The 21565-nt window shown below is 74.2% G+C and carries 20 protein-coding genes; 15 read left to right on the forward strand and 5 right to left on the reverse strand.

The features are described 5' to 3' along the window. Positions 1–136: 136 nt before the first annotated feature. From BLS43_RS31965 to BLS43_RS09685, 4 genes are all read left to right on the forward strand, one after another. Positions 137–694, forward strand: a complete 558-nt coding sequence (locus BLS43_RS31965) for a C40 family peptidase (RefSeq protein WP_425438532.1) — start codon at positions 137–139, stop codon at positions 692–694. A gap of 147 nt (positions 695–841) precedes the next feature. Continuing rightward, positions 842–1525 (forward strand): SDR family oxidoreductase, encoded by a 684-nt coding sequence (locus BLS43_RS09675; protein ID WP_093080602.1) that lies wholly within the window; start codon positions 842–844, stop codon positions 1523–1525. Between the two features lie 44 nt (positions 1526–1569). Then, positions 1570–2334: a UPF0158 family protein gene (locus BLS43_RS09680; protein ID WP_093080605.1), complete on the forward strand. Its 765-nt coding sequence runs from the start codon at positions 1570–1572 to the stop codon at positions 2332–2334. A 220-nt stretch (positions 2335–2554) separates the two neighbouring features. Further along, positions 2555–3019 (forward strand): hypothetical protein, encoded by a 465-nt coding sequence (locus BLS43_RS09685; protein WP_093080609.1) that lies wholly within the window; start codon positions 2555–2557, stop codon positions 3017–3019. A gap of 93 nt (positions 3020–3112) precedes the next feature. On the opposite strand, the gene leuS is transcribed toward BLS43_RS09685, so the two are convergent. Next, positions 3113–5962, reverse strand: coding sequence for a leucine--tRNA ligase (gene leuS / locus BLS43_RS09690; protein WP_093080614.1), 2850 nt, complete (start codon positions 5960–5962; stop codon positions 3113–3115). Between the two features lie 187 nt (positions 5963–6149). Between leuS and BLS43_RS09695 the strand changes: the two genes are divergently transcribed. Then, positions 6150–6590: an SdpI family protein gene (locus BLS43_RS09695; RefSeq protein ID WP_093080618.1), complete on the forward strand. Its 441-nt coding sequence runs from the start codon at positions 6150–6152 to the stop codon at positions 6588–6590. A gap of 28 nt (positions 6591–6618) precedes the next feature. On the opposite strand, the gene BLS43_RS09700 is transcribed toward BLS43_RS09695, so the two are convergent. Further along, positions 6619–6972, reverse strand: coding sequence for a DUF4333 domain-containing protein (locus BLS43_RS09700; RefSeq protein ID WP_176921252.1), 354 nt, complete (start codon positions 6970–6972; stop codon positions 6619–6621). A 58-nt stretch (positions 6973–7030) separates the two neighbouring features. Then, on the reverse strand, positions 7031–7624 hold the full coding sequence (locus tag BLS43_RS09705; RefSeq protein WP_093080628.1) for a YqgE/AlgH family protein: 594 nt from the start codon (positions 7622–7624) through the stop codon (positions 7031–7033). 44 nt (positions 7625–7668) lie between these two features. On the opposite strand from BLS43_RS09705, the gene BLS43_RS09710 reads away from it, so the two are divergent. Next, positions 7669–8982: an MFS transporter gene (locus BLS43_RS09710; RefSeq protein ID WP_093080632.1), complete on the forward strand. Its 1314-nt coding sequence runs from the start codon at positions 7669–7671 to the stop codon at positions 8980–8982. A 43-nt stretch (positions 8983–9025) separates the two neighbouring features. On the opposite strand, the gene BLS43_RS09715 is transcribed toward BLS43_RS09710, so the two are convergent. After that, on the reverse strand, positions 9026–10489 hold the full coding sequence (locus tag BLS43_RS09715; protein ID WP_245707402.1) for a CCA tRNA nucleotidyltransferase: 1464 nt from the start codon (positions 10487–10489) through the stop codon (positions 9026–9028). An 81-nt stretch (positions 10490–10570) separates the two neighbouring features. On the opposite strand from BLS43_RS09715, the gene BLS43_RS09720 reads away from it, so the two are divergent. The 8 genes from BLS43_RS09720 to BLS43_RS09755 all read left to right on the forward strand — a co-directional run bounded on the left by BLS43_RS09720 (position 10571) and on the right by BLS43_RS09755 (position 19198). After that, the gene (locus BLS43_RS09720; protein WP_093080636.1) at positions 10571–11065 is read left to right on the forward strand and encodes an NUDIX hydrolase; all 495 of its coding nucleotides are present in this window, start codon (positions 10571–10573) and stop codon (positions 11063–11065) included. Then, positions 11062–13428 carry a DUF6049 family protein gene (locus BLS43_RS09725; RefSeq protein ID WP_093080640.1) on the forward strand — a complete coding sequence of 789 codons (2367 nt, stop codon included), beginning with the start codon at positions 11062–11064 and terminating at the stop codon, positions 13426–13428. The genes BLS43_RS09720 and BLS43_RS09725 overlap by 4 nt, the downstream gene beginning before the upstream one ends. A gap of 59 nt (positions 13429–13487) precedes the next feature. After that, the gene (locus BLS43_RS09730) at positions 13488–15107 is read left to right on the forward strand and encodes a protein kinase family protein (RefSeq protein ID WP_093080644.1); all 1620 of its coding nucleotides are present in this window, start codon (positions 13488–13490) and stop codon (positions 15105–15107) included. A gap of 84 nt (positions 15108–15191) precedes the next feature. Further along, positions 15192–15743 carry an RNA polymerase sigma factor SigM gene (gene sigM / locus BLS43_RS09735; protein WP_237194873.1) on the forward strand — a complete coding sequence of 184 codons (552 nt, stop codon included), beginning with the start codon at positions 15192–15194 and terminating at the stop codon, positions 15741–15743. Continuing rightward, a complete protein-coding gene (locus BLS43_RS09740) occupies positions 15740–16369 on the forward strand; it encodes a hypothetical protein (protein ID WP_093080649.1) in 630 nt (209 codons plus the stop codon). The genes sigM and BLS43_RS09740 overlap by 4 nt, the downstream gene beginning before the upstream one ends. A 102-nt stretch (positions 16370–16471) precedes the next feature. Continuing rightward, on the forward strand, positions 16472–17473 hold the full coding sequence (gene trxB / locus BLS43_RS09745; RefSeq protein ID WP_093080654.1) for a thioredoxin-disulfide reductase: 1002 nt from the start codon (positions 16472–16474) through the stop codon (positions 17471–17473). Positions 17474–17502: 29 nt separating this feature from the next. Then, positions 17503–17829: a thioredoxin gene (trxA, locus tag BLS43_RS09750; RefSeq protein ID WP_093080659.1), complete on the forward strand. Its 327-nt coding sequence runs from the start codon at positions 17503–17505 to the stop codon at positions 17827–17829. A gap of 214 nt (positions 17830–18043) precedes the next feature. Further along, a complete protein-coding gene (locus BLS43_RS09755) occupies positions 18044–19198 on the forward strand; it encodes an N-acetylmuramoyl-L-alanine amidase (RefSeq protein ID WP_093080664.1) in 1155 nt (384 codons plus the stop codon). A 94-nt stretch (positions 19199–19292) separates the two neighbouring features. On the opposite strand, the gene BLS43_RS09760 is transcribed toward BLS43_RS09755, so the two are convergent. Then, positions 19293–19949, reverse strand: coding sequence for a GNAT family N-acetyltransferase (locus BLS43_RS09760; RefSeq protein ID WP_093080668.1), 657 nt, complete (start codon positions 19947–19949; stop codon positions 19293–19295). Positions 19950–20175: 226 nt separating this feature from the next. Here BLS43_RS09760 and BLS43_RS09765 point away from each other — a divergent pair, with 226 nt between their 5' ends. After that, positions 20176–21513 carry an aminotransferase-like domain-containing protein gene (locus tag BLS43_RS09765; protein WP_245707403.1) on the forward strand — a complete coding sequence of 446 codons (1338 nt, stop codon included), beginning with the start codon at positions 20176–20178 and terminating at the stop codon, positions 21511–21513. Positions 21514–21565: the final 52 nt, after the last annotated feature.

Here is a 21565-nt window from a genome sequence, read left to right on the forward strand (position 1 = left end):
ACGGGCGGGTGCCGTTCCCCGCCCGGGCTCCCCGGCGTCGGCGGGGACATCCCCACCGCACCCGCCACGTGGACCGGCGCTCTCCCCCGAGCGCTCGTCCGCGGTCGTCCGGCGGTGCGACCAGAGGATTCACCGAGTGCCTTCGCACACCCCCGCGCTCCTGCGCACCACCGTCGTCGCCGTCACCGCAGCGGCAGCGGCATTCTTCTCGCTCGCCCCGGCCGCCACCCCGGCCGCTCCCGCCGCGCCGACCGCCGCGGCCGCCCCCGTCGAGGTGGCCCAGCGGACCGTCGCCCTGGCCGCCCCCTCCAACGCCGTCGCCGCGGCCGCGCTGAACGCCTCCCCGGCCGCCAAGCGCGCCGCCGCGCTGGAGACCGCGCTGGCCCAGCTCGGCAAGCCGTACCGCTACGGGGCCACCGGCCCGTCGTCCTTCGACTGCTCGGGTCTGACCTCGTTCGCGTTCAAGAACGCGGGCGTCTCGATCCCGCGCACCAGCCGCGCCCAGTCGACCGTCGGCACCCCGGTCTCCAAGAGCGACCTGCAGCCCGGCGACCTGGTCTTCTTCTACAAGCCGGTCAGCCACGTCGCGATCTACATCGGCAACGGCCAGGTCGTGCACGCGAGCACGAGCGGCCAGCCCGTGAAGATCAGCAACGTCGACAACATGCCCTTCAGCGGCGCCCGTCGCGTCTGAGCACACCGGGACCCCGCGAGCATGCTCTCGACGGGGCACGCGGGTCCCGGTGCCCTTCCGCTCGCTCATCGGGCGGTGAGGGTTGTCGGTGGCCGGCCGTCCTGAGTGATCATCAGCCGCTGAGGGCTGTCTCCTAGGGTGCACGGCATGAGCTCCAGACCCCTCGCCCTCGTCACCGGCGCCTCGCGCGGGATCGGTGCCGCCACCGCGCGTGCCCTCGCCCCCACCCACGACCTGCTCCTGGGCGGGCGGGACGCGGTCGCGCTGGAGAAGCTGGCCGTCGACCTGCCCGGCGCGACCCCGTGGCCGGTCGACCTGACCGACGACGGCTCGGTCACCGCCGCGGTGACCGCGCTGGACCTGCCGCGGCTCGACGTCCTGGTGCACTCCGCGGGCGTCGGGCTGCTGGGGCGGGTCGAGGACACCTCGCCGGAGACCTGGCGGCGACAGTTCGAGGTCAACGTCGTGGCGGTCGCCGGACTCACCCGGCTGCTGCTGCCGGCCCTGCGGGCCGCGCGCGGGACGGTGGTGCTCGTCAACTCCGGTGCCGGGCACACCGCCCGTCCCGGCTGGGCGTCCTACGCCGCGAGCAAGTTCGCGTTGCGCGCGTTCGCCGACGCCCTGCGCGGCGAGGAGCCGGACCTGCGGGTCGCCTCCGTCCACCCCGGGCGGGTCGACACCGAGATGCAGCGGTCGGTCGTCGAGCAGGAGGGTGGACGGTACGAGGCGGACCGCTACCTGCGGGCCGACTCGGTGGCGGCCGCGATCGTGTCCGCGGCGACGGCGTCGGCGGAGGCGCACGTCTCCGAGATCGTCATCCGGCCGCGGTAGCTCGATCCGGGACACCGGAGCCCCGCGCCGGATACGCTGCGGGGATGCTGGACCCGGCCCGAGTCGACCTCGCCGAGCTGGTCACGGCGCTCGACGACCGGACGCCCGAGGTCGAGTGGTTCATCGACCCCGCCACCGGGCGGATCGTCCCGGTGATCCCGGAGGCCGTGTGCGGGGAGCCGGAGCCGGACGTCGAGGGCTGGGTCGCGATCGCCCCCACCAGCGCGCGGGACGGGTACCAGGACATGGCGGACTTCACCGCGGGCGTCCAGCACCGCCGGGCCGCCGAGCTGCTCGACCGGGCCCTGAACGGGCGCGGGGCCTTCCGCCGGTTCAAGAACACGCTGTTCGACTTCCCCGAGGTCCGCGACCAGTGGTTCCGCTTCCGGGACGCACGGGCCCGCCGCCGCGCCCTGGACTGGCTGGTCGACGCCGGGCTGGTCACCGGGGAGGACGCGGCGCTCGCCGCGACCGCCTACCCGGACCCCGAACCGGAGAACGAGGACCTGCCCGCCGTCGTCGCGGTGGAGCTCGCCGCCGCCTACGGCGACCGCTTGAGCCAGGTACTGCTGGTCGGCCCGTGGGCCAGCGGCGAGGGCTCGGTGGAGTCGCCGCTCGAGCTGCTCGTGGTGCTGGGGGAGCTGGACTCGCCGTGGACCGAGCTGCGTCGGATCGACGAGATGTTGTGGCGGCACACCGAACGCTCCGGCATCACGGTGTGCGCGTACCCGGTGTCCCAGGCGGCGCTCTCCCGGCCGGTCGAGCCCTGGCTCGTGCGCGCCCGCGCCGAGGCGGTGCGGCTGCGGTGAGGCCCTCCCGACCGACGCGGCGGGAGCCCGGGCCGGGGCGGCGCCTTTCAGCGGGCGCCGGCACGGATCCCGATCCCACGGCCGGCTTCCCCGCGGTGCAACACGACGGCTCCCGATCGGCCGCCGTCGGTCTCGCGGCCGGGCGTCGCCGTGCAGCGGTGAAAGACGCACACCTCGGTCGTCGCCCCGCGGCGCGGCCCGGCGGCCGGACGGGTCGGCGATGAGCGCCGCCGAGAGTGTGCCGCGCCCCGCGTCCAGCCGGGCCCGGCAGGATCTCGCCGCCGCGGAACTCCTTGCCGCACACGGCTTCTCGGCCCAGGCGGTGGAGGCGGCGGCCCGCTCGGCGCTGGGGGCCGCGCAGCTCGCGTTGGCGGCGTTGGACGAGTCGCGGGACCATCCGTCGGACGTCGTGTCGGCCTACGTCCGCCGGGTCGTGCGCGAGCGGGCCATGGACCCGGACACGGGGCGGCGGCTGCGGTCGCTGCTCAACCGCGCCGAGCTCGCCGCCCGCACCCGGGCCGAGACGCCGGTCGCGGAGAGCACCGACGCGCTCGCCGACGCCCGCGCCGTCCTCGACGCGGTGGAGCAGTGGCTCGCCGACCCGGCCCGGAGTGCCCCCGGCACGGTCGAGACCACCCGACACCGGGTCCGCCCGCTCCCGCGGCGCCGGGCGTCGGAGACGTAGCGCCCCCGCCCCGCACCCCGGCGATGATCCACCGTCGGGGAGCCGGGCGGTCGACATCCGACCGCCCCACTCCCGACGGGTGGATCACACCGCTCAGCGGACGATGTTGACCAACCGGCCGGGCACGACGATGACCTTCTTCGGCGCAGCCCCGTCGAGGGCGGCGACGATCTTCTCGTCGGCCAGGGCGGCGGCCTCGACGGCGGCGCGATCGGCGTCGGCGGGGACGGTGACCCGGGAGCGGACCTTGCCGTTGACCTGGATCGGGTACTCGGCGGTGTCCTGCACCAGGTACTGCTCGTCCGCGACCGGGAAGTCGGCGTAGGCCAGCGTCTCGGGGTGGCCGAGGATCGACCACAGCTCCTCGCTGATGTGCGGCGCCAGCGGGGCCAACATCAGGACCAGCGGCTCGGCGACGGACCGCGGCGCCCCACCCGGGTACTGCTTGGTCAGGTGGTTCGTCAGCTCCATCAGCTTCGCGGCCGCGGTGTTGTAGTGCAGGGCCGGGTAGTCCTCGCGCACGCCCGCGATCGCCTTGTGCAGCGCGCGCAGGGTGTCCGCGTCCGGCTCCTCGTCGGTGACCCGCGACTCGCCGGTGTTCTCGTCGACCAGGTTCCGCCAGGTCCGCTGCAGGAAGCGCTGCGGACCGACGACGTCCCGGGTCGACCAGGGACGGGACGCCTCCATCGGTCCGGTGTACATCTCGTAGAGGCGGAAGGTGTCCGCGCCGTACCGGTCGCACATCTCGTCCGGCGTGACGACGTTCTTCAGGGACTTGCCCATCTTGCCGTACTCACGGTTGACCGGCTGGCCGTTCCACGTGAAACGCCCCTCCGACTCCTCGACCACCTCTTCGGCCGGGACGTAGGTGCCGCGCGCGTCGGTGTAGGCGTAGGCCTGGATGTAGCCCTGGTTGAACAGCTTGCGGAAGGGCTCCTCGCTGGTCACGTGGCCCAGGTCGAACAGCACCTTGTGCCAGAAGCGCGAGTACAGCAGGTGCAGCACCGCGTGCTCGACGCCGCCGACGTACAGGTCCACCCCACCCGGGTCGACCGGCGAGATCGAGAGGTCCTTGCCGACCCAGTACTTCTCCGCCTCGACGCCGGTGAAGCGCTCGGTGTTCTCCGGGTCCAGGTAGCGCAGGTAGTACCAGCAGGAGCCCGCCCACTGCGGCATCGTGTTGGTCTCGCGGCGGTACTGCTGGGGCCCGTCGCCCAGGTCCAGCTCGACGTTCACCCAGTCCTGCGCGCGCGACAGCGGCGGCTCGGGCTCGGTGTTCGCGTCGTCCGGGTCGTAGGTCTTGGGGGAGTAGTCGTCGACGTCCGGCAGGACGACGGGCAGCTGGTCGTCCGGCAGGCCGATCGGGCCGTGCTCGTCCCACACGATGGGGAAGGGCTCGCCCCAGTACCGCTGCCGCGAGAACAGCCAGTCCCGCAGCTTGTACTGCACGACGCCCTCGCCGAACCCCTTGTCCGCCAACCACTCCGTGATGGCGCGCTTGGCCTCGGCGACGCCCAGCCCGTTCAGGCTGATCTCGTCGTTGGCGGAGTTGACCGCGGGGCCGTCGCCGGTGAACGCCTCGCCGTCCCAGTCGCCCGGGTCGACGGTCCGGACGATCGGCAGGCCGAACGCCGTCGCGAAGTCCCAGTCCCGCTGGTCCTGCGCCGGCACGGCCATGATCGCGCCGGTGCCGTAGCCCATCAGCACGTAGTCCGCGACGAACACGGGGACGGACTCGCCGTTCACCGGGTTGACGGCGAACGCGCCGATGAAGACGCCGGTCTTCTCCTTGTTCTCCTGCCGGTCCAGCTCCGACTTGCGTGCGGCGGCGGCGCGGTACTCCGCGACGGCCTCGGCGGGCGTGGCGGCGCCGCCGGTCCACCGGCGATCGACGTTCGCAGGCCACGACGCGGGGACGAGCTCGTCCACCAGGGGGTGCTCAGGGGCCAGGACCATGTAGGTCGCGCCGAACAGCGTGTCCGGACGGGTGGTGAACACCTCGATGTCGCCCGCACCGGCGGAGAACCGGACGCGCGCGCCCTCGGAGCGCCCGATCCAGTTGCGCTGCATGGCCTTCACCGACTCGGGCCAGTCGACGCGGTCCAGGTCCGACGCCAACCGGTCCGCGTACGCGGTGATCCGCATCTTCCACTGCTTCAGGCTGCGCCGGAACACGGGGAAGTTGCCGCGCTCGGAGCGCCCGTCCGCGGTGACCTCCTCGTTCGCCAGGACCGTGCCCAGGCCGGGGCACCAGTTCACCGGCGCCTCGGAGATGTAGGCCAGCCGGTACGAGTCGATCAGCGCCCGGCGCTCGCCCTCGGCCAGCTCGCTGTACGGACGTCCGTCCGGGGTCTGCCGCGCGCCGGACTCGAACTCCGCCTTCAGCTCGGCGATCGGGCGGGCCCGGTCCGCCTCGGTGTCGTACCAGGACTCGAAGATCTGCAGGAAGATCCACTGGGTCCAGCGGTAGTACGTCACGTCCGTGGTGGCGATCGACCGGCGCGGGTCGTGGGCCAGCCCGAGCTGCCGCAGCTGCTGCTTGTACCGGGCGATGTTCGCCTCGGTGGTGGTGCGCGGGTGCGTGCCCGTCTGCACGGCGTACTGCTCGGCGGGCAGGCCGAACGAGTCGAAGCCCATGGGGTGCAGGACGTTGCGGCCGTTCATGCGCAGGAACCGACCCAGCACGTCCGTCCCGATGAAGCCCAGCGGGTGCCCGACGTGCAGCCCCGCGCCCGAGGGGTACGGGAACATGTCCATCACGTAGGCCTTCGGCCGCTCCGAGCCCGGCTCGCCGGGGTTGGGGGCGTGGAAGGTGCCCTCCGCGGCCCAGCGGTCCTGCCAGCGGCGCTCGATCGCGTTGGCGAGCGTGGCGTCGTACCGGAAGGGCGGGGCTCCGGCCGACCCGCCTTCGCTGGGTGCGATCGTCGTGCTCTCCGTGCTCATCGTCCCGCTCACCTCGAGGAATGGCCGTGTCCGGCCTGCTGATCCGTGTGCCGCCCGGCGGCCCGGGCCGCATCGGTCGCGGCAGCGTGCGAGGGGCCGCGGAGCGCTTCCTCCCAGGGTAACGCCGCTGCTCGACGGGCGGTGACGGGGTTCCGAGGACACGGGACGCGGTGTCTACCCTGGTCCTGTGCCGACGATCCTCCGCCTCGTGCTCGCCGTGCTGTTCCTGCTCGTCGGGATCGCCCTGGTCGCGATCGCCGTGCTCGGCGCGCGGTCCGCGCTGCGGCGTAACCGCTGGGTCGGGGTGCGCACGGCCGCCACGCTGGAATCCGCTCCGGCCTGGGTCTCGGCCAACCGGGTGGCCGCCCCGCCGCTCGGCGCGGCGGGCGGGATCGCGCTGCTCGCGGGGATCACGCTGGTCGCGGGTCCGCCGACCGCCCTGGCCTGGGTGGTCACGGCGGTGGGGCTGGTCGGCGCGTTCGTGCTGGCCGGGATCGGCGGGGCGCTCGGGGACCGCGCCGCGCAGCTCGAGACCGCCTCCCGCGCCGCCGAGCCGCAGGCCGCGGCGTGTGCGGGCACCTGCGCGGGCTGCGACCTCATCGCCGGGTGCCGACCCGCACAGGCGTGATCGTCTAGACGTTCGTCTGGGACGGACGTCAGAACGGCTTGTCGATCCGGTAGTCGCCGCGTCGGTCCAGGATGGTGACCGGCACGGACCAGACCTTGCCGACCCCGGTGATCTGACAGAACAGGACGACGTCCGGGTCGATCGCCGCCGCCGGTGGGCACTGCACCCGACCGGCCGCCAAGGGGGCGAGCGACGGGTCGGAGCGCAGGTAGTCCTGGACGTCCTGCTCCAGGCGGGCGCCGTCGATCGTCGTGGGCGCCTCCGGTGGTGCCGGGGCGGTGACCGGGGCGGTGACCGGGGCGGTGACCGGGGCGGTGACCGGGGCGGAACAGGCTCCGACCACGAGCAGGGCGGCGACCGTGAACAACGGTCGAGCTCTCATGCGTCCTCCCTCGGCCGGCGCGGTATTCATACGATCGTCTAAGACGCTCGTATGTACGTCAGTTCAGACCCATCTCCACCGGGAAGGTCGCCAGCAGGGCCAGGGGCGGGCCCTGCCTGCGCAGCACCCGGCCCCACAGGTCGGCGTGACGAGCGGTCGTCACATCGTCCGGCAGACCCGGGACGACATACCAGTCGCCGCGGGAGATCTCGCCGTCGAGCTGGCCCGCGTCCCACCCCGAGTAGCCCGCGAAGATCCGCAGACCGCGCACCTTCCCGGTCAGCGCCGCCGGGTCGCTGTCCAGGTCGACCAGCGCGACCGGGCCGTTCACCGCGACGACGCCGGTCAACCCGTCCGGGCGCTCACCCGGCCGCAGGATCGCCAGGCAGAGCGCGGTGGTGCCGTCGACCGGCCCGCCGACGAACACACCGCCCGGCTCCGCCGCGAAGGACGCCCACTTCGGCAGCACCTCCCGCACCGACGCCTCCGACGGCCGGTTCAGCACCACACCCAGGCTCCCCTGTCCGCGGTGCTCCACGATGTAGACCACCGTGCGGGAGAAGTTGGGATCGGTGAGGCCCGTCGCGGCCACCAGAAGGGTTCCGGGTCCGACCGGGGTGGCGGCCTGCCGGCCGGGGCGCTCGTCCCTCACTCACCCATGTTCGCACCCCGGTCGGGGGACGTACCCTCCAACCCGTGCCGCTCGCCGAACCGGTCTCCGAGACCCGCAAGGTCGGCGTTCGCGCCCTCCTGCGCGGTCGCGGGTTCCGCCGGTTGCTGGCCTCGCGCGTCCCGGCGCAGTGGGGGGACGGCTTCTTCCAGGCCGCGCTCGGCGGCGCGGTGCTGTTCAACCCCGAGCGGCAGGCCGAGCCGTTGGCCGTCGCGGCGGGCCTGGCGGTGATGCTGCTCCCGTACTCGGTGATCGGGCCGTTCGCCGGGGCGTTGTTGGACCGCTGGGACCGCAGGCGGGTCCTGCTCGTCGCGAACCTGCTGCGCGGGGTGTTGATCCTGCTCACCGCGGCGGCGGTCGCGTCCGGCGTCGACGGTCCGCTGCTCTACCTGGGCGCGCTGGCGGTGGTGGGCGTGAGCCGGTTCGTCGGCGCAGGGTTGTCGGCGGCGCTGCCGCACGTGGTGGAGCCCCGCAACCTCGTCGAGGCCAACGTCGTCGCCTCCACGGCCGGGGCGGCCTCCGCCGCGCTCGGCGGGGCGATGGCGATCGGGGCGCGCGCCCTGCTCGGGTCCGGCGATCTCGGGTCCGGGGGCACGGCGGCGCTGTCCGTCGTCGGTTCGCTGGTGGCCGCGGCCGTCGCGGCCGGGTTCGCGGCGGGTGCCCTCGGCCCGGACAGGGCGCGCCTCCCGACGTCCCGGGCGGGCGTCGCGAGCTCGGTCTCGGCCGTCGCCCACGGCTGGGCGGACGGCGCGCGGGCCGTCGTGCGGGTCCCCGCCGTCAGTGCCGCCTTTCTCGCCGTCGGGGCGCACCGGCTGGCCTTCGGGACGAGCACCCTGCTGTCGCTGCTGCTGTTCCGCTACGCCTTCGAGGACATGGGGCCGCTGAAGGCGGGGTTCGCGGGCGTCGGGCAGGTGGTCGTCGCCGCGGCGGCCGGGATCGGCGTCGCGGCGCTCGTCACGCCGTGGCTGACCCACCGGTTCGGGCGCTCGCACACGATCCGGCTGGGGCTGGTCATCGCGGGTCTCACGCAGGTGGTGGTCGCCTGTTACATCACGCTGCCCACCGTGCTGGCCTGCGCGTTCGTGCTCAGCACGGGCGGCCAGATCGTGAAGCTGTGCGCCGACGCGGCGATCCAGGAGCAGACCGCGGACGCGACCCGCGGCCGCGTCTTCGCGCTCTACGACGCCCTGTTCAACACCTGCTACGTGCTCGCGGTCGCCGCCGCGGCCCTCCTCAGCCCGCCGGACGGGTACTCGCACTGGCTCCTGGGCGGCGCCGCGGTGCTCTACCTGCTGGGTCTGGTCGGCCACGACCTGGAGCTACGCCGCTCGGGGTCGTGAGTGGTAAGTGGTGCCAGAGCACCAGTTACCACGCACGGGCGCGTCAGCGCAGGTTCTCCGCCGCCCAGCTGCGCAGGGCCTCCTCGGCCTGGTCGCGGGTGAGCGGGCCCTGCTCCATGCGCAGCGCCAGCAGGTGCTTGTAGGCCTTGCCCACCTGCGGGCCCGGGGGGATGCCGAGGATCTCCATGATCGCGTTGCCGTCGAGGTCGGGGCGGATGGAGTCGAGCTCCTCCTGCTTGCGCAGCTCCGCGATCCGGTTCTCCAGCGAGTCGTACGAGCGCTGCAGCGCCGCGGCGCGCCGCCGGTTGCGGGTCGTGCAGTCCGACCGGACGAGCTTGTGGAGCCGCTCCAGCAGCGGGCCCGCGTCCGTGACGTAGCGGCGCACGGCCGAGTCGGTCCACTCGCCCTTGCCGTAGCCGTGGAAGCGCAGGTGCAGGTAGACGAGCTGGGCCACGTCGTCGATCACGGCCTTGGGGTAGCGCAGCTCGCGCAGCCGCTTGCGCACCATCTTCGCCCCGACCACCTCGTGGTGGTGGAAGCTGACCCGGCCGTCCGGTTCCTTGCGGCGGGTGGCGGGCTTGCCGACGTCGTGCAGCAGGGCGGCGAGCCGGAGCACGAGGTCCGGGGACTCCTCCTGCTCGATCGCCTGCTCCATGACGACCAGGGAGTGGGTGTAGACGTCCTTGTGCTGCATGTGCTCGTCGATCGCCAGGCGCATCGCGGGCACCTCGGGCACCACGTACTCGGCCGGCCCGGTGTCGACGAGCAGCTCGATCCCCCGGCGCGGGTGGGCCCCCAGCAACAGCTTGGAGAACTCGGCCTGCACCCGCTCGCGGGTGATCCGGGTCAGCTCGCCCGCCATCGCCTGCATCGCCTCGACGACGCGGTCGGCCGGGGTGAAGCCGAGCTGGGACACGAACCGGGCCGCGCGCAGCATGCGCAGCGGGTCGTCGGCGAAGGACTCCTCGGGCGCGGCGGGGGTGTCCAGCACGCCCGCGTGCAGGGCGGCCAGCCCGCCGTAGGGGTCCACGAAGCGCCGGTCCCCGCGCGGGGCGTGCACCTCGACCGCCATGGCGTTCACGGTGAAGTCGCGGCGGACCAGGTCCGCCTCGAGCGTGTCGCCGAACCGCACGACGGGGTTGCGGGACCGGCGGTCGTAGGCGTCCGCCCGGAACGTGGTGATCTCGAGGGTCTCGTCCCCGCGCCGGACACCGACGGTGCCGAACTCGATGCCGGTGTCCCAGGTGGCGTCCGCCCACCCCGCGACGATCTCCAGGACCGCCTCGGGCCGGGCGTCGGTCGTGAAGTCCAGGTCGGACTGGCCGCGGCGCAGCAGCGCGTCCCGCACGCTGCCACCCACCAGGTAGAGCTCGTGCCCGGCCGCGCGGAAGCGCTCGCCGAGCTCGTCGGCGACGGCGGGGATGTCGAGCAGCTCCACGAGGGCATTCTCCTGGGCACGCCGGAGAGCGGCGGGGTCGACATCGGTGATCACGGGCGGGGCAGACACGGCGGGCCAGTGTACGTGGGCGTGACGCACCCGGGTCGCCGGGAACCCACCTGCACGCCGCGGGCTCGTTACCATCGCCACATGTCCTCCTCCCGCGGCCGCTCCGGAGGGCGCCGCGCAGGACGACCGCCCGAGCGGCGCCGCCGTCTGCGGACCGTCGACGAGACGTCCGCGGGCGGGCTCGTGGTGGACCACGTACTGGGCCGCGCGGCGGTGATCGGCAGGCTGGACCGGCGCGGGCGGCTGCTGTGGTCCCTGCCCAAGGGCCACATCGAAGCTGGTGAGACGGCCGAGCAGGCGGCGGTGCGCGAGGTCGAGGAGGAGACCGGCATCATCGGGCGCGTGGTCGCACCCCTGGGCACCATCGACTTCTGGTTCGTCGCCGAAGACCGCCGCGTGCACAAGACCGTGCACCACTTCCTCATGCGCGCGCTCGGCGGTGATCTCTGCGACGACGACGTCGAGGTCGCCGAGGTCGCCTGGGTGCCGCTGGGGGAGCTCGAGTCCCGCCTCGCCTACGCCGACGAGCGCAGGCTGATCCGCCGGGCCACCGAGCTCCTGGAGGAGACCGCGTGAGAGCGCTGCTCGCGCTCGTCGCGGTCGTCGCGGTCCTCCTGCTCGGCGCCGCGCCCGCGTGGGCGGAGCCGGGCGCCCCCCTCCCGGAGCGGGACAGCGGACTGCAGCTCGATCTGGCGGGCATCGGGCCGCGGGTCGTCACCTCGGACTCGAGCAGCCTCGTGGTGTCGGGCCGGTTGACCAACACCGGGACGTCCCCCGTGACCGGGATCGGGGTGCGGGTGCAGCGCAGCGACCCCCTGCGCACCGAGGCCGCCGTGCGCGAGGCCCTCGCGGGAGACGACGCCGCGGACGCCGTGACCCCCGCCTTCACCGACCTGCCCGACCTCGCCCCCGGCGCGTCGACCCCGGTCAACCTGAGCATTCCGCTGACCGGCCCGCCCACCACGAGCCTCGCGCTGAACCGGACCGGGGTGCACGCCCTGCTGGTCAACGTCAACGCGACGCGGGACGGCGTCCGGGCCCGGATGGCCGCGACCCGGATGCTGCTGCCGGTGCTGGCCGTCCCGGGGCAGCCCGCGCCCCCCGGGACCGCCGGAACCGCCCAGCCCGCCACCCTGCTGTTCCCGATCGTCGACCCGCCCCACCGCCTCCCGACCGTCCCCGGCGAGCCCCCGACCCTCACCGACGACGACCTCGCCGCCTCCTTCGGCCGCGGCGGCAGGCTCGACGGGCTGGTCGACGCCCTGGCCACCCGCGCGCCCGTCGGGTCGCCGCTGCGGGCCGGGGTGTGCGTCGCGGTCGACCCGGACCTGGTCGAGACCGCCGCGCAGATGGCGAACGGCTACCAGGTCCGCGCCGCGGACGGCACCCTCACCGCGGGCGCGGGAGCGGACGCCGCCCGGGCCTGGCTGGCCAAGCTCGCGGGCACGGTCCGCGGCGGCTGCGTGCTCGCCCTCGCCCAGTCGGACGTCGACCTGGTCGCCCTGGCCCGCTCCGGCGCGTCCGACCTCGCCGCCCGGGCCGTCGCGGACGGGCGGCGGATCGCGGCCGAGCTGCTCGACACCCCGGTGCTGGCCGACACGGTCTGGCCGATCGACGGGGCCCTGGACGAGGCCACCCTGGCCGACGTGGGCGAGGCCCAGGACGGCTCGTCGGCGGTGGTGTTGTCCGTGGACTCGGTGGAGCGCAGCCGCGGCGGGGTCGTGTCGCTGGCGAACGGGAACACCTCGACGACCGCGGTGCTCACCGACCCGCTGCTCACCCTCGCCGCCACCGGGCTCGGCGACACACCGGCGAGCGGCAGCCCCGCGGGTGGGCCGGGGGCGCTCGGCACGCAGGACGCGCTCGGTGCGCTCGCCTTCCGCGCCCTGACCGGCGACCCGGCCGCCGGGCCGGTCGCGCTCGCGCCGCCGCACCAGTGGCGGGTCGACGGGCCCGGCGCGATCGCGTTGCTCGACGGGATGAACCGGCTGCTCACCGCGGGTGTGATCGAGCCGCGGGCGCTGGGGTCGTCCATCGCGGCGGGCCCCGCGCCGGGCGCCGACCAGGGTCGACTGGTGTACCCGGTGCGCGCCGGGGCCGAGGAGATCCCGCCCGCGGTCGTGTCGAGCCTGGTGGCCGCGCGGGACGACGTCGAGCGGCTGCGCGCCGCCGCCGACTACGAGACCGGTGTCGGCGCACCGCCCGAGCAGGTCTTCGACCCGCTGCTGCGCGGGCTGCTCCGCGCGGCCTCGGGCGCCTGGCGCGGCGACCCCGCCGCGGCCCGGGCCCAGGCCGACCTGGTCGACGGGCGGATCGGCGAGCTCGTCGGCTCGGTGCGGGTGTTGGAGCCGCCGGGACCGTTCTCGCTGGGGACCCGGGACGCCCCCGTCCCGCTGACCGTCGCGAACGGGCTGCCGATCACGATGACGGTTCGCGTCGAACTGACGAGTACCGCCGGCCTGCGGGTGGCACCCATCCCCGTCCAGCGCGTGCCCCCGCTCGGCCGGGTCCAGGTCCGGGTCAGCACCGAGGTGCTGCGCGCGGGGCAGTTCACCGTCGAGGCGGCCGTCCGCACCCCGGACGGCGGCGCCCTCGGCGAGCCGACCCGGCTGCAGGTCCGCTCGACGGTCTACGGCACGGTCACGGTCTGGCTCACCGCCGTCGCGGGCGGGTTGCTGGTGCTCCTGGCGGCCCGCCGGATCTGGCGCCGGATCCGCGGCGACAGGAAGGGGTCAGGTCCGGACGGGGGAACCGGCGGCACTCCGCCCGCGCCGCCGCCTTTCCCGCCGGTGCAGGCGGACCCGCCGAACGGTGCATCCGCACAGGTCCGGCCGGTGGTCGGGGCTGCCGGAACGTCGGGTCGGGGCGGGAAGTTCCCGATGGCTCGGCCCGCGTCGTCACGGCGCGGGGTGTCGTCTGCGGGCGGAGATCTGCCGTAGGCTGACGACCTGGGGGAGTCGTACGGGGTGGAGGCGCGGGGCGTGAGCGGAGTGTCGCCGTGAGCCGGTCCGAGGAGATCGCGGACACCGCCGCCGAGCCTGCGCCCGCACCGATCCCCAGCCCCGCCGAACCGCCGGACGACCGGCCCCGGGTCGTGCGCTCGATGGTGGGCACCGGGCCGGGGACCGTCCTGGCAGGCCGCTACCGGCTGGTCGCGCGCGTCGGCTCCGACCTCAGCGCGGGGGCCGAGTTCTGGCGGGCCGAGGACACCGTGCTGCAGCGGGACGTCGGGATGACGGTGCTGCGCCGCCGTCCCGCGGACGAGTCGGACTCCGATCCCGAGGGCACCGCGCGGGCCGCCGAGATGATCGTGCGGGCGCTGCGGGCGGGCGGCTTCGAGCACGCGGGCTGCGCCCGGCTGCTGGACGTCCTGGCCGCCGGCTCGCCCGGCGTGCCGGAGGACGTGCTGGGCGCGGCCGTGACCGAGTGGGTCGCGGACCTGAGCCTCACCGAGGCCGTCGCCGACGGGCTGCTCAAGCCGCCGCGCGCCGCCCGGATGGTGCAGTCGCTCGCCGCCGCGGCGGAGGAGGCCCACGGCCGTGGGCTGGTGCTGGGCACCGACCACCCCCAGCGGATCCGGGTGGCCGAGGACGGCCGCGCGCAGGTCGCCTTCGTCCTGCCCCGGCCGGGCACCCGGCCGGAGGACGACGTGCGCGGCCTCGGCGCCGTCCTCTACACCCTGCTGACCTCTCGCTGGCCGCTCTCCGGCTCGGACGCGGCCCGCGCGGGCCTGCCCTCCCCGCAGCGGGACGGCGACGGGGCCCCGGTGCCGCCGTCGAGCCTGCGGCCCGGTGTCCCCGTGGAGCTCGACGCGATCTGCACGGCGGCGCTGAGCCCCGGGGCCGATCGCGTGCACACCGCCGCGGCGGTGCACCGGATGATCGCGGACGTCGTCGCCGAGGAGGACCGCGCCGCCCTGTTCCCCCCGCAGCACGACGGGGTGACCGCCGCGCCGGACGACGTCTGGCAGGCCAAGACCCGCAGGCCCCCGCCCCGGGACCCGCGCAGCAGGCGCAAGCTCGCGATCGGCGTGGGGGTGCTCGCCGCGCTCGTCCTGGGCGTGCTGGGGTACCTCGGCGTGCAGGTCGGGGCGATGTTCCGCGAGCCCACCGCGCCCGCGATCGTGGTCGGCGGGTCGAACGCCGCGAGCGCGGTGCCCGGCGGTCCCGCGGGCAACGTCGCCATCGGCGGGGTGTCGGTGGAGGTCTACGACAAGACCGGGGACCGGGACAACGCGGACGAGGTGGACCGCGCCGTCGACGGCGACCCGGCCACCACCTGGTCGACCTACACCTACAAGCAGCAGCTGCCCGCGCTGAAGCCGGGTGTGGGGCTCATGGCGTCCTTCGTGGGGGCCGAGCAGCTCTCGCAGCTCGCGATCAGCTCGCCCAGCGCCGGGACCGTCGTGGAGATCCGCTCCGCGCCCAGCGCCGACGCCGATCTCGACGACACCACGCTCTTGACCCGGGAGACCCTGCGCTCCGGCACCACCACGATCTCGCTGGCCGACAGCCAGCCCGTGCAGCACCTGCTCATCTGGATCACCACGCTGAGCGGGAGCGGGGACGCCCACGTCAGCCAGATCGACGAGGTCGTCTTCTACCGCGCGGGCGACTGACCGGGAGCCCATCCCGTTCACGATCGCAAAGGACTCCACCGCATTCGGCGATGAGGGACGCGGCACGCTCCTACCGTCCGCCCCGTGCCCCTGCTCGACGCCCGGTCCGACCGGCAGCTGCTGGCCGCCCACCGGGCGGGCGAGCGCGGCGCGTTCGACGAGTTGGTGCGCCGCCACGGCGACCGGCTGTGGTCGGTCGCGCTGCGGGTGGTCCGGGACCCGGACGACGCGGCGGACGTCGTGCAGGAGGCGTTGGTGGCGGCCTACCGCCGGGCGTCGAGCTACCGCGGCCAGGCCGAGGTGGGCACCTGGCTGCACCAGATCGTGGTGCACAAGTGCGTCGACCGGATCCGGCACGACCGGGCGCGGCCGGGGCTCGTCGGGCGGCGCCACCACGTGCTCCCCGCGCCGGACGATCCGGCCGACCGGGCCATGACCCGGCTCGCCGTGGTCGACGCGCTGGCCGAGCTGCCCGTCGAGCAGCGGCTGGCCGTGGTTCTCGTCGATGTGGAGGGATATCCGGTGGCGGAGGCGGCGAGGATCCTGGAGGTGCCGGTCGGCACGGTGAAGAGCCGCTGTGCGCGGGGCAGGCTCCGGCTCGCCGGGCTCCTCGGGCACCTGCGGGAGGGCGGATGACGAGCGGGGGGTGGCTCACGCGGCTCGCCGAGGCCCACGCAGGCCTCCCGGACGAGGCGACCGCGGCACGCGTCCTCGCCGCGGGCGGCGCCGGCACCGATCACGTCCTGCGCGCGCTGGACGCCACCCGTGCCGACCTGGGCACGCTCGGGCGGGAACGGATGCCCGTGGCGCTCGCGGGGTCCCTGGCGGCCGCGCTCGACGCCGCGGACGCCGAGACGGAGCGGACCGATCGCGGCGGACCCCCACCCGCTCCGCCCGGGCGCGGACCGCGTCGGCGGCGCCGGGGACCGCTGCTCACCGCCGCGGCGGCGGTCCTGGTCGGGGTCGTGCTCACCGGCCCGGGCCCCGGGCCCACCGACCTCGCCGGGGCGAGCGGTCGGGTGCTCGCGGAGCGGACCCGGGCGGTCGGGCGGCTCGCGGACCCGGCCGCGCTGGCGTCGTGCCTGCTCCAGGCCGGGGTGGCGCCGCCGACGGGCGCCCTGCTGGCGGGGCGGCCGCTGCGCCTGAACGGGCTCGACGGCCTCCTTATCGTCCTCTCGACGGGAAAGAAGGGCGTGGTGCGGGCGGTCGTGGTCACCCCGGACTGCGGGCGGCTGCTCGCCGACCAGACCGTCGGAGAGTGACGCACCCCACAGGTCGAGCGGATGCCCGGGCGAGCAGGGGAATGCCCGCTCCTAGGATCGTGTTGAGCAGGCCGGACACGTCGGACGAGGAGTGAGGCATCGGTGAGCACCGAGCAGAAGATCCATGAGCTGATCATCGTCGGCTCCGGACCGGCCGGGTACACCGCCGCGGTCTACGCCGCGCGCGCCCAGCTCGCCCCGCTGGTGTTCGAGGGCAGCCAGTTCGGCGGCGCGCTCATGACCACCACCGAGGTGGAGAACTTCCCCGGTTTCACCGACGGGATCATGGGCCCGGTCCTGATGGAGCAGATGCGGGGCCAGGCCAAGCGCTTCGGCGCGGACCTGCGCTCGGAGGACGTCGATTCCGTCAGTCTGACGGGAGAGGTCAAGGAGGTCGTCGCCAACGGCGTGACCTACCGGTCCCGGGCGGTCATCCTCGCGATGGGCGCCGCGGCGCGGTACCTGGGCATCCCCGGCGAGCAGGAGCTGCTCGGCCGCGGCGTGTCGGCCTGCGCCACGTGTGACGGGTTCTTCTTCCGGGACAAGGACATCGCCGTGGTCGGCGGCGGCGACTCCGCCATGGAGGAGGCCACGTTCCTCACCCGCTTCGGGCGGACCGTGACGATCGTGCACCGCCGGGACGAGTTCCGCTCCTCGCGGATCATGCTCGAGCGCGCGCAGAACGACCCGAAGATCCACTGGCAGCTGAACAAGGCCGTCGAGGAGGTCGTCGGGGAGAACGGCGTCTCCGCGCTCCGGCTCAAGGACACCGTGACCGGCGAGGAGAGCACCCTCGAGGTCAGCGGCATGTTCGTCGCGATCGGGCACGACCCGCGCAGCGAGCTCGTCCGCGGCCAGGTGGACCTGGACGACGCGGGCTACGTGAAGACGCAGGCCCCGACCACGTACACGAACATCCCCGGCGTCTTCGCCGCCGGTGACCTGGTGGACCACACCTACCGGCAGGCGATCACGGCGGCGGGCTCCGGCTGCTCCGCGGCGATCGACGCCGAGCGCTGGCTCGCCGAGACCCCGATCGACGCCGAGCTCGCGGGCGGCGGCTACGGGACGGACTCGGCGGACGTCGCCGCAGCCGTGCACTGAGTTCGACAGCTGAGAAGGAGATACCCCGGATGGGCAACAACACCGTGGACGTCACGGACGCCACGTTCGAGAACGACGTCCTGAAGAGCGACAAGACCGTCCTGGTCGACTTCTGGGCGACCTGGTGCGGGCCGTGCAAGATGGTCGCCCCGGTGCTGGACGAGATCGCCGGCGAGCACAAGGACGACCTGACGGTCGCCAAGCTGGACATCGACGCGAACGGCAAGACCGCCCAGGAGTACCAGGTCATGTCGATCCCGACGATGATCCTGTTCAAGGACGGCAAGCCGGTGAAGACGATCGTCGGCGCCAAGCCGAAGGCCGCGCTGCTGAACGACCTGTCCGACTACCTCTGATCCTCGGATCCTCGGGGAGCCTCGAGGATACGGCCGGTCACCGATCCGTCGGTGCGTCCGGCGATGATCACCGAGCGGCGTCGAGCCGCTCGCCGCGTGTCCCCGCCGTTCGCGGCGGGGACACGCCCGTGTCGGGGGCGCTGTGCCTCGAATGGGACCCCGCGGTGCAGAATGGTCGGCGGCCTGAAGGACGTCGAGATCGAGCGAGGGGTGCATGCAGCTGCTCCGCCGCGGGGACCGTGGAAGTGCGGTCGTCGAGATCAGGGACACGCTGCGTCGGTTCGGCCTGCTGGCCACCGCCGCCCCGGGCGCCACTCCCGACCAGTTCGACGTCGAGCTCGAACGCGCCGTCCAGGCCTTCCAGCAGCGTCGTGGGCTCATCACCGACGGGATCGTCGGGCCGGACACCTACCGCGCATTGCGCGAGGCCGGGTGGAGCCTGGGCGACCGGATGCTGGCGCTGCTGGTGTCCGCGCCGATGAGCGGTGACGACGTCGGGCAGCTCCAGACCCGGCTCCTCGAGCTGGGCTACGACCCCGGCCGCCCCTCCGGTGTGTTCGACGAGCAGACCGAGGCCGCCCTGCGCCGGTTCCAGCGCGAGTACGGCATGGCTGCGGACGGCGTCTGCGGGCCCGCCACGCTGCGCGCGCTGCGCCAGCTCGGTCGCAAGGTCACCGGCGGCAGCCCGGGCCTGCTGCGCGAGCAGGAGCTGCTCCGCCGCGCCGGGCCCCGGATGCGCGGCAAGCGGATCGTCATCGACCCGGGCCACGGCGGGCTGGACCGGGGTGTCCAGGCCTCCGGTGTGTGCGAGGCCGACCTGATGTGGGACCTGGCCCGGCGGCTCGTCGGGCGCATGTCGGCCACCGGCATGGAGGCGCTGGTGACCCGGCGCGAGGACACCTGCCCGTCGGACGCCGAACGCGCCGCCTTCGCCAACGAGGCGAACGCGGACCTCGTCCTTTCTCTTCACTCCGACGCGAACCGCAGCATCCACGCGCAGGGGCTCGCGACCTTCCACTTCGGCAACGGGACCGGCGCCACCTCCACCGTGGGGGAGGCGCTCGCCGGGCTGATCCAGCGCGAGCTGCTCACCCGCACCGCGATGCTGGACTGCGGCATCCAGGGCCGGACGTGGGAGCTGCTGCGGCTGACCCGGATGCCCACGGTCCGGGTGGAGCTCGGCTACCTCACGCACATGGGCGACCGGCGCAAGCTGATCGACTCCGGCTTCCGGGACGTCGTGGCCGAGGGGATCCTCGTCGCCGTCAAGCGGCTGTACCTGCTCGGTCAGAACGACCAGCCGACGGGCACGTTCACCTTCTCGGACGTGCTCGCCCACGAGATCCGGAACCAGGCGCAGGCGATCTGAGCCCGTGCGGGCCGAGGAGCTGCGCGCCCGCCGTCCCGCGCCCCTGACTCACACCTGTGTGATTCGGGGCGCCTGGAGCCCGTACAGCGGGCTCTCAGATCGCGTGTACGCGCGCGGGGGTGCGAGGCGCGGGTGGTGCGGCGGCCTGCATCGGGATCGTGATCGTGCCCAGGAGTTGCTCGAGCGCGTGCTCGACGTCCTCCTTCCACTCCAGCCCCGAGCGCAGCTCCATCCGCAGCCGCGGCCACCGCGGGTGGGGACGGACCGTCTTGAACCCGACGCTGCGCAGGAAGTCCGCCGGGACGATGCAGCCGGGCTCGGTGCCGGGCTTGGCCTCGCCGAAGGCCTCGATCGCCCGCACGCCGCGGCGGGTCAGGTCCTTCACGACGGCCTGGGCGAGCATCCGCCCGAGACCCTCGCCCGCGAACTCCGGCATCACCTGCAGGGTGGTCAACAGCACCGCGTCCGCACTCACCGGGCCGGTGGGCATCTCCGTGGCGCGCGGCACCGCGTCCGGCGGCGCGTACAGGACGTAGCCCGCGGGCGCGCCGCGCATGTAGACGATCTTCCCGCACGAGCCCCACTCGAGGAGGATCTCGGAGACCCACGCCTCCTTCTCGAGCTCGGTGGTGCCGAAGTCCTCGGCCTGCTTCGCGAGGTGCGGTGCCAGCTCCCAGAACACGCAGGAGCGACAACGCTTCGGGAGATCTCCGAGGTTGTCGAGGTTGACCGCCGTGACGTGCCAGGACAACGTGCTACCTCCGGCGGGGACCCTGGGGTTCCGCGAGTCGTGAACCCCCGCGTGATCACGAGGGCTGCTCGATGGTAGGTCGGCGGACAGGTCGCGCGACACCCCGACGACGACGACCGGTCACCCGGCCTCGCCGAAGGGCAGGCCGTACACCCGTCCCGGTTACACTCAACTGCCGTTTCCCAGCGCCCGAGTGGCGCTGCCGTGTCGATCTGGAGGATCCGTCGTGACGATCCCGCCCTCCCCGCACCGCCCCGACGCCGTCGAGCGGACCGCGGCGGCAGCGGCGGCCCCGACGGAACGCTTCGCCGTCCGCACCCAGGGCATGGTCGCTTCCGAGATCCGCGCGCTCTTCGCGGTCGCCAGCCGGCCCGAGGTCGTCTCGCTCGCGGGCGGGATGCCGAACCTCGCCGCCCTCCCGCTGGACACGCTCTCCGCCGAGATCGGGGACCTCGTCGCCCGCGAGGGGCAGGTCGCGCTGCAGTACGGGTCCGCCCAGGGCGTCCCGGCGCTGCGCGAGCAGATCTGCGACGTCATGCGGGAGGAGGGGATCGAGGCCGACCCGAACGACGTCGTGGTGACCGTGGGGTCGCAGATGGCGCTCGATCTCGTCACCCGGCTGTTCTGCGACCCCGGTGACGTCGTGCTCGCCGAGGGGCCCTCGTACGTCGGCGCGCTGGGCAGCTTCGCCGCCTACCAGGCCCGCGTGGTGCACGTCGCGATGGACTCGGAGGGACTCGTCCCCGAGCTGCTCGAGGAGGCCCTGCGCACCCTCGCAGGGCGTGGGATCACCCCCAAGTTCCTGTACACGATCCCGAACTTCCACAACCCGGCCGGCGTCACGCTGGCGGTGTCGCGGCGCAGACGGATCCTCGAGCTCTGCGCCGAGTACGGGGTCGGGGTCGTCGAGGACAACCCCTACGGCCTCCTCGGCTTCAGCGGCACGACGTACCCGGCGCTCCGGTCCATGGACCGCTCCGTGATCTATCTCGGGTCGTTCTCCAAGACGTTCGCGTCCGGGCTGCGGGTCGGCTGGGCGCTCGTCCCGCCCGCGGTCCGGGACCGGCTCGTCCTCGCCGCCGAGTCCGCGACCCTCTGCCCGCCGAGCTTCACGCAGATGATCGTGTCGCGGTACCTCGAGAAGCACGACTGGCGCGCCCAGGTGAAGACGTTCACCGAGCAGTACCGCGAGCGCCGGGACGCGATGCTGGCCGCGCTCGAGACCCACCTCCCGGACGGCTGCACCTGGACCGTCCCGGACGGCGGCTTCTACGTGTGGGTCACCCTGCCCGAGGGCGTCGACGCCAAGGCGATGCTGCCCCGCGCCGTGACCGCCCGGGTCGCGTACGCCTCGGGCACCGGCTTCTACGCCGACGGTCTCGGCAGCCGCCAGCTCCGCCTCTCGTACTGCTACCCGACGCCTGAGCGCATCACCGAAGGCGTGCGTCGGCTGGCCGCGGTGATCGAGGCCGAGATGGACGTGCGCCGCACCTTCGGCCTCCCCGCCGCGCCCGCACTGGAGGTGCGCAGGGGAGCACACACCCCCTCACCCGACACGGCGTGAGCCACTGACGCCTGACCCACTGACGCCCCGCGGCCCGATGGCCGCGGGGCGT

Source organism: Pseudonocardia oroxyli, from assembly GCF_900102195.1.
Taxonomy (GTDB): Bacteria; Actinomycetota; Actinomycetes; order Mycobacteriales; family Pseudonocardiaceae; genus Pseudonocardia; species Pseudonocardia oroxyli.

Bases quoted from the DNA above. Each gene is read 5' to 3' on its own strand.
- BLS43_RS09675 (WP_093080602.1), top strand. From the start codon at position 842: ATGAGCTCCAGACCCCTCGCCCTCGTCACCGGCGCCTCGCGCGGGATC.
- BLS43_RS09680 (WP_093080605.1), top strand. From the start codon at position 1,570: ATGCTGGACCCGGCCCGAGTCGACCTCGCCGAGCTGGTCACGGCGCTC.
- BLS43_RS09685 (WP_093080609.1), top strand. From the start codon at position 2,555: ATGAGCGCCGCCGAGAGTGTGCCGCGCCCCGCGTCCAGCCGGGCCCGG.
- leuS (WP_093080614.1), bottom strand. From the start codon at position 5,962: ATGAGCACGGAGAGCACGACGATCGCACCCAGCGAAGGCGGGTCGGCC.
- BLS43_RS09700 (WP_176921252.1), bottom strand. From the start codon at position 6,972: ATGAGAGCTCGACCGTTGTTCACGGTCGCCGCCCTGCTCGTGGTCGGA.
- BLS43_RS09720 (WP_093080636.1), top strand. From the start codon at position 10,571: ATGTCCTCCTCCCGCGGCCGCTCCGGAGGGCGCCGCGCAGGACGACCG.
- BLS43_RS09740 (WP_093080649.1), top strand. From the start codon at position 15,740: ATGACGAGCGGGGGGTGGCTCACGCGGCTCGCCGAGGCCCACGCAGGC.
- trxA (WP_093080659.1), top strand. From the start codon at position 17,503: ATGGGCAACAACACCGTGGACGTCACGGACGCCACGTTCGAGAACGAC.
- BLS43_RS09755 (WP_093080664.1), top strand. From the start codon at position 18,044: ATGCAGCTGCTCCGCCGCGGGGACCGTGGAAGTGCGGTCGTCGAGATC.